General features: G+C 73.9%; 7 protein-coding genes and 1 pseudogene. 1 reads left to right on the top strand and 7 read right to left on the bottom strand.

What is annotated here, in order from left to right; all coding sequences use genetic code 11:
- Positions 1 to 138: 138 nt before the first annotated feature.
- Complete coding sequence (locus PV721_RS40140; RefSeq protein ID WP_319733323.1) at positions 139 to 990, top strand: TIGR02452 family protein; 852 nt, start codon at positions 139 to 141, stop codon at positions 988 to 990.
- A 180-nt stretch (positions 991 to 1170) separates the two neighbouring features.
- Here the strand turns inward: PV721_RS40140 and PV721_RS40135 are convergent, their stop codons facing one another.
- From PV721_RS40135 to PV721_RS40105, 7 genes and pseudogenes are all read right to left on the bottom strand, one after another.
- A complete protein-coding gene (locus PV721_RS40135; protein WP_319733321.1) occupies positions 1171 to 1635 on the bottom strand; it encodes a type II toxin-antitoxin system PemK/MazF family toxin in 465 nt (154 codons plus the stop codon).
- 54 nt (positions 1636 to 1689) lie between these two features.
- On the bottom strand, positions 1690 to 2127 hold the full coding sequence (locus tag PV721_RS40130; RefSeq protein WP_319733319.1) for a hypothetical protein: 438 nt from the start codon (positions 2125 to 2127) through the stop codon (positions 1690 to 1692).
- Positions 2128 to 2356: 229 nt separating this feature from the next.
- A complete protein-coding gene (locus PV721_RS40125) occupies positions 2357 to 3766 on the bottom strand; it encodes an amidase (RefSeq protein WP_319733317.1) in 1410 nt (469 codons plus the stop codon).
- 100 nt (positions 3767 to 3866) lie between these two features.
- A complete protein-coding gene (locus PV721_RS40120) occupies positions 3867 to 4535 on the bottom strand; it encodes a hypothetical protein (protein WP_319733316.1) in 669 nt (222 codons plus the stop codon).
- 95 nt (positions 4536 to 4630) lie between these two features.
- A complete protein-coding gene (locus tag PV721_RS40115; RefSeq protein ID WP_319733314.1) occupies positions 4631 to 5326 on the bottom strand; it encodes an alpha/beta hydrolase in 696 nt (231 codons plus the stop codon).
- Positions 5327 to 5490: 164 nt separating this feature from the next.
- Positions 5491 to 5784, bottom strand: coding sequence for an MFS transporter (locus PV721_RS40110; RefSeq protein WP_319733312.1), 294 nt, complete (start codon positions 5782 to 5784; stop codon positions 5491 to 5493).
- A 198-nt stretch (positions 5785 to 5982) separates the two neighbouring features.
- Positions 5983 to 6082: pseudogene (locus PV721_RS40105) on the bottom strand (LacI family transcriptional regulator); the annotation flags it as partial.

Genomic DNA, 6082 nt, shown 5'->3' with positions numbered 1-6082 from the left:
GCGCGTGGGGGAGTGGGTGAGTCCTGGGGCATACCGGGTCCTCGTCTCCTGTCGTCGGCCGTGACATCACCCGTGCCTACCCCTCCCTGGGGCACAAATTCCTTTGCCGCCGGTGGCCGGGGTGCAGAGGATGGCGGCGTGAGCAGCAGATTGCGCGAGATCGCGCGGGAGAACGCGGAGATCCTGGCGGCCGGCGGCTACCGGACGCGGTCGGGACGGCAGGTATCCCTCGCCGCCGCCCTGGCGGACGCCAAGGCCGGAACCAGGATATATGGACCAAACCGGGTCGTTCCAGACGGAGAGCTCGTCCGTGGGGGCGGGACGACGGCCGTCGAGGTCACGGGCGAGAGCACCACGGTCGCGGCCCGCAGGCTCGCGACGGGCGGACCGGACGCCCCGGCAGGCCCGGACGCGGCCCCGGTGGCGGCGCTGAACTTCGCCTCGGCCCGCAATCCCGGGGGCGGTTACGTCCGCGGGGCCAAGGCCCAGGAGGAGGCGCTGTGCCGCGCCTCGGCCCTCTACGCGACGCTGCTGGAGGCCCCGGAGTACTACGAGGTCCACCGAGCGGAGCGCAGCACCTTCTACACCGACCGGGTGATTCACTCGCCCGGGGTGCCCGTCTTCCGCGACGACGGGGGCGCCCTGCTGGAGACCCCGTTCCGGGTCGGCTTCCTCACCTCGCCCGCCCCGAACGCGGGCACGATCCGGCGCCAGGAGCCGCAGCGGGTGGCCGAGATCCCCGCGGCGCTGGTCCGGCGGGGGGAGCTCGTGCTGGAGGTGGCGGCGCTGCACGGCTACCGGCGGCTGGTGCTGGGGGCGTGGGGCTGCGGGGTGTTCCAGAACGACCCGGCGGAGGTGGCCGAGGCCTTCCGGGGCCTGCTGGCGGGCCGGTTCGCCGGGGTCTTCGAGCGGGTGGTGTTCGGGGTGCTGGACCGCAAGCCCGAGACGCGTGAGGCGTTCGAGCGGGCCTTCGCCGGATTCGGGGGCTGACGGCGGGCGCCGGGGCCCGAGGACGGGCGCCCGGGGCCCGGGTGACGGCGGCGGTCCATGCCTGTCCGGCCCCGTGCCCGTCGTCCGGGCCCCGGGTGACCGCGGCCGTCCGTGCCCGTCCGGTCCCGTGTCCGTCCGTCCGGCGCCCGTGCGGTCCCGTGCTACGTCCGGCGTCCCGTGCTACGTCCAGCCGTAGCGCTCGCGCAGCCGGTCGACGACCAGCCCGAAGCGTCCGCGGTCCAGCGCGCAGGCCTCGCGCCGCATTCCCGACTCGTGCACCCGGAGCACCCGGTCGACGTCCACCCAGGACTCCCGGCCCGCGCCGTCCCACGGGCCGGTCCCGATCGGCACCCACTCCCGGTCGTGGTCGTGCCGCTTGCTGGACAGCTGTACGGCCAGCAGGGTCCGCCCGCCCGCCTCCCGCGCGACGACCAGCACCGGCCGGTCCTTCCCGCGGCCGTCGTTCTCCTCGAAGGGGACCCAGGTCCACACGATTTCGCCGGGATCGGGGTCCCCGTCGGGGTCGGGCGCGTACGCGGTGCGCACGGGGCCGATGGCGCGGGGGTCGGCCTCGGTGGTAGCCGTGTCCCCGTCGCGGCCAGGCTGGTCGGTGTAGCCGTTGCCGTGATGCGAAAGTGCCGTCATCCCGCCGAGGTTACCGGGCCGGGAAGCACGACCCGGTGCAGCCGGGTCCGGCGGTCAGGTCATGTCCGATTCCCGGTGCGCGCCCGTGCACAGCGCCCAGACGACGAAGAGGTTGACGACGACCAGCACCAGTGCCCACCAGGGGTAATACGGGATCCAGAGGAAGTTGGCGATCGCGCCCAGGCCGGCGACCACGATGCCGAAGTAGCGGCCCCACAGGGCTCCGGCGAGGACGGCGCATCCGGCGACGACGAGGGCGATGCCCAGAATGAGGTGGATCCAGCCCCAACCGGTCAGGCTGAACTCGAACACGTAGTGGCGCGTCACGACGAACAGGTCGTCACTGGCGACGGCAGCGATCCCTTCGAGGAACGCCATCGCCCCTCCGAAGATCATCAGCACTCCCGCCAGGAGGGTGGTACCGGACGTGGGTGCGTGCCAGGGGCGCGGTTGCCCGTGGCCTGCCTGGGGCCTGCTGGCGTCACTGGCCATGTCGATCTCCTTGGGTGCAGGGCCGGCCGAGCGGCCGGACCGGCGAGATCCCCCCGTTCAGCGTGTCACGGAGGCTCACCGTCGGCATTCCGGCCCGCGGCCCTCGCACGCCGTGCCCCGTGGCCTGCGCACGCCGGGCCCGCGGCCCTCGCACGCCGACCGTGGCCTCACATACCGGCCCGTGGCCCTCACACCCCGGCCCGTGGCCTCGCCCGCCTGCCCGGGGCCCTCATACGGCGACCCGCACCGGCTCCGGCCATCGCGCCGCCCAGCCCCGCGCCGCCTCCACCTGCGCGGCCAGCGCGAGCAACAGCGGCTCCGAGGCCGCCGGACCCAGCAACTGGGCCCCCATCGGCAGCCCCTCGCCCGTGAACCCCGCCGGGACGTTCACCCCCGGCCACCCCAGGACGTTCCACGTCCAGGCGTACGGGCAGGCGGCTATCATCGCCCGGTCCGTGGCCATGGCCCCCAGTCCGGCGAGCGCTCCGATGCGCAGCGGCGGCGTGGCCGTCGTGGGGGTCAGCACCACGTCGAAACGGCCGAAGATCTCGCCGACCCGGTGCCGCAGCGCCGCCTCCGCCCGCCGGGAGACCCGCAGGGCGAGCCCGCCCAGGATCCGGCCGGTCCGCACCGCCTCGTGCGTGCGCGGGTCCAGCAGTGCCGGATCCGGCACCCGCGCCGCCCAGTCCCGTACGCCGCTGGTCGCGCGGGGCACGAAGGTCAGGCCGATCAGGCCGTACCGCGGGTCCTCCGGGACCACCTCGTGACCCAGCGACTCCAGCAGCCCCGCCAGCCGCTCCACCGCGGAACGCACCTGCGGGTCCAGCGACTTGGGCGTGGCCGTGAAGGGCATCCCGAAGGAGAGGGCGATCCGCAGCCGGCGCGGGGTGCGCCGGGCCGCCTCGACCGCCGAGATGCGGGCCGGGCGGTGCAGGTCCTCGGGATGCGGGCCGCTCGCGGCGTCCAGCAGGAGCGCCGCGTCGGCCACGGTGCGGGCCAGTACGCCGTTGACCGTGAGCCCGTGGAAGGATTCCGGCTCCGGCCAGGTGGAGATGCGCCCGCGCTGCGGTTTCACGCCGACCAGGTGGGTCCAGGCCGCGGGGATCCGGACCGAACCGGCTCCGTCCGAGCCCAGCGCCGCCGGGACCAGGCCCGCCGCCACGGCCGCCGCCGAGCCGCCCGAGGACCCGCCGGGCGAGTAGGCGGGGTTCCACGGATTGCGGGTCTCGCCGAAGGCCTCGCCCTCGGTGAAGGGCCACTGGCCGAGCTCCGGCGTCTGGGTCTTGCCGACGATGACGGCACCGGCCGCGCGCAGCCTGCGTACCGCTTCGCTGTCGGCGGTCTTCGGGGCGAAGGTCCCGGCGCAGCCGAAGGCGGTCGGCTCCCCGGTCACGTCCATGTCGTCCTTGACCGCGAGCGGTACGCCCAGCAGGGGCAGCCGCTCGCCCGCGGCCAGCCGCCGGTCCGCCGCGTCCGCCTCGGCGAGCGCGGCGTCGGTGCGCACGGTCCGGAAGGCGTTCAGCTCCGGCTGCGCCGCCGCGATCCGGCGCAGCGCCTGCTCGGTCAACTCCCGTGCGGACACGCTGCCTTCGGCGAGTGCGGCGGCCATCTCGACCAGGCCGGCTGAAGAATCCGTCATCGCGAACCACTCCCCCTATTACCGTTCGGTAGGAAGACGGTAATGGGGGCCGGCCGCGAGCGACTACCAGGGAAGGCCCCGACGTTGGGGACGGGGGCGGTCAGAACAGGGACGAGACGTCCTCGCCCCAGGAGGAGAGCGTGTCGACGGCCCGCCAGCGGTGGGGGCCGGCGCCGAAGGCTGCGGCGAGGACCCGGTCACGGTGGGCGGGTCCCCGGTCGGCCAGGGAGGGCAGGCGCAGCAGCGGCAGGAGCGCGCCGAGGGCCGCCTCGCGTATGCAGGGGGAGCCGGAGGTGAGGAAGGGGTGCACGGCCGCGTAGAACTCCGGCGCGAGGTCGAGGAACGCGTCGAGGTCCTCCTCGTCGCCGTAGGGCCGCCCTTGTTGGGCCATCGCATCGACGATCGAGTCGCCCAGCCAGGTCATCAGGCCGGCGCGCAGCGGGAAGGGGGTCTGCGGGCCCAGGTCGTCCATCTCGTGGACGCTGCGGTCGGTGACCTGTGCCAGGGTCCGCGGGTCCCCCAGGATCGCGGCCACGTACCGGGCCGCGGGAGCCGTGGCGGTGTAGAAGACGTTCCCCCGGGTGAGGGCTTCGGCCAGGCACCGGAAGGCGAAGCCCTGGACGCGCGGGTCGTCGTCCAGCAGTTCCCGCAGGATCACGGGCGTCTCCGGTGCCACGTCCGGGCAGCAGTGCTCCACCGCGTTCCAGTCCGTCCGCAGCAGCAGGGCTCCCGGGTCCACCCGGCCGTCCTGTTCGGTGTCATCGTTCATGGCACCAGTCTCGCAACCGTCTCTGACACTGGGGGAATCCCCGCCTGACACCGGGAGATCCCCGCCGCCGGCGAAGACCGCCCGGTGTCGGCAGCCTAGACCCACCCCTCCAGCGAGGCCATGAACCCGTCGAAGTCGTCGCGGTGGATGGTGTGTCCGGCCCCGGCGGCCGAACGCACCTGGAAACCGCGGCTCTTGAGCAGCTGCGCCCGCTCCGGTGAGATCAGCTGACTGGGATCGGCGAGCTGCACCAGCGACGGGACCACCGGCGCGGCCGGCATCAGATCGGCGCCGAGCAGCGGTTCGAGGCTCAGGGCGGTCTGCTCGTCCCACAGCGCCAGGGTCGCCCGTTCGATGTCGACGTCCACGTCCTCCCAGCGCGGACTCATCGCCCGGATCTCCTCCCTGGTCGCCGTCTTGAACCGGGCCAGCAGCTCGGGTCCGAAGCCCTCCGAGGGAGCGGCCAGGTGCCAGCCGGGGTCGGAGCACACCGCCCGCCGAGGCTTCAGCCGGTCCACCGCGAGCGACAGGGTCAGGCCGCCGAGGGAGTGGCCGATGGCGAGCTCGGCGCCGGCCGGCAGCGTCTCGACCACGTCGTCGGCGTACAGCTCCGGGCAGTAGGCGCCGCGGCCGCTGGCCCCGTGGCCCCGTAGGTCCACGGCGATGACGCGGTAGCCGTGGTCGGCGAGGGCGGGGCCGACCCGGCGCCAGGTCCGGTGGTCGGCCATGATGCCGTGGATCAGGAGGGCGATGCGGTCGCCCTCGCCCCACGTGTGGGTGTGCAGCTGCACGGTGGTGCCTTTCTCGGTGGTGTGAACTGTGTTCTGGGAGCGCCGAATTCCGGCCGGAGGCACGGACCTGGGGCACGGACCTGGGCCACGGACCAGGGGCACGGACCAGAGGCACGGACCAGAGGCACGGACCAGAGGCACTGGCCAAGGGCGCGGGGTCGCGGTCAGCGCACGCTGCGGATCGGCTTCACCGCCAGCGCACCCGCCACCGCCAGCACGGCCGCGACGACGAACAGCGCGGTGTACCCGCCGCTGAGCGAGACGATCACCGAGGCGATGAACGGGGCGACGATCTGCGGGCCGGCGTTGGCGATGTTGAGCACGCCCATGTCGCGGGCCGCGTCCTCGGCCTTGGGCAGCACCATCGTCACGAGCGCCGTGTCCACCGCCATGTAGCAGCCGAACGTCAGCCCGTTGACCACGGAGAAGGCCAGCATCGCGGTCCAGTTGGTCGACACGGCCGGTCCAGGGATTGCGCCGTCCGCTGCGGTCGGACAGGGCGCCGGCGACGGGGTTGAAGACCGTGGCGAAGATCGCCGATATCCCTGCGATCAGGCCGAAGTCGGACACATTGTTCGCAGGGTCGACGTCCTCGACCTGGAGCGCGAGCGGAACGCCACGCCCCCGTAGAGCGCGTACATGGCGCTGTTGCCGACGAGCAGCAGGATCCGGGTGTGCCCGGCGCGCAGGCTGCGGGCGGCCGCGTGCGGAACGTACCCCAGCTCCTCGGCGGCCTCCCGGACCTTGCGGCGGGTC

The sequence above is a fragment of the Streptomyces sp. MB09-01 genome (assembly GCF_033794505.1).
GTDB lineage: Bacteria > Actinomycetota > Actinomycetes > Streptomycetales > Streptomycetaceae > Streptomyces.
The sequence above is the reverse complement of the archived record's forward strand: the minus strand, read 5'-3'. Positions and strand labels throughout refer to the sequence as shown.

Excerpts from the sequence above, each read along its gene's own strand:
- PV721_RS40135 (WP_319733321.1), bottom strand. The coding sequence starts at position 1,635 with ATGACGGCACTTTCGCATCACGGCAACGGCTACACCGACCAGCCTGGC.
- PV721_RS40130 (WP_319733319.1), bottom strand. The coding sequence starts at position 2,127 with ATGGCCAGTGACGCCAGCAGGCCCCAGGCAGGCCACGGGCAACCGCGC.
- PV721_RS40125 (WP_319733317.1), bottom strand. The coding sequence starts at position 3,766 with ATGACGGATTCTTCAGCCGGCCTGGTCGAGATGGCCGCCGCACTCGCC.
- PV721_RS40120 (WP_319733316.1), bottom strand. The coding sequence starts at position 4,535 with ATGAACGATGACACCGAACAGGACGGCCGGGTGGACCCGGGAGCCCTG.